Raw genomic sequence first — 343 nt, forward strand, 5'->3', positions numbered from 1 at the left:
TACGGCACATGCAGCAGGGGTTGGCCGATGGAGGTGGCGAACTGCGTGCCGATGAGGTGCTGTGCCGTGCCCGCGCCGTTGGAGCCGTAGGAGAACTTGTTGGGCGTGGCCTTGATCAGCGCCACCAGCTCCTTCACGTCCTTGGCGGGCGTGGCCGCGCTCACGGCCAGCACGTTGGGCACCAGCGCCACGGTGGTGATGGGCGCAAAACTCTTTTGAAAGTCGTAGTTGAGCTTTTTGTACACGCTGGTGGCAATGGTGTGGTGCACCGCGCCCATCAGCAGCGTGTAGCCGTCGGCGGGGGCCTTCGCCACGTAGTCGGCCCCGATGGTGGCCCCCGCAC

1 protein-coding gene is annotated in these 343 nt (G+C 65.6%); it reads right to left on the reverse strand.

The window, feature by feature from the left end:
• On the reverse strand, positions 1–343 hold a 343-nt coding region (locus DBR23_RS31905), incomplete at both ends, for a tripartite tricarboxylate transporter substrate-binding protein (protein WP_255581901.1).

Origin of the sequence: Acidovorax sp. HMWF018 (genome assembly GCF_003061035.1) — a bacterium.
In the GTDB taxonomy this organism is placed as follows: Bacteria; Pseudomonadota; Gammaproteobacteria; order Burkholderiales; family Burkholderiaceae_C; genus Acidovorax; species Acidovorax delafieldii.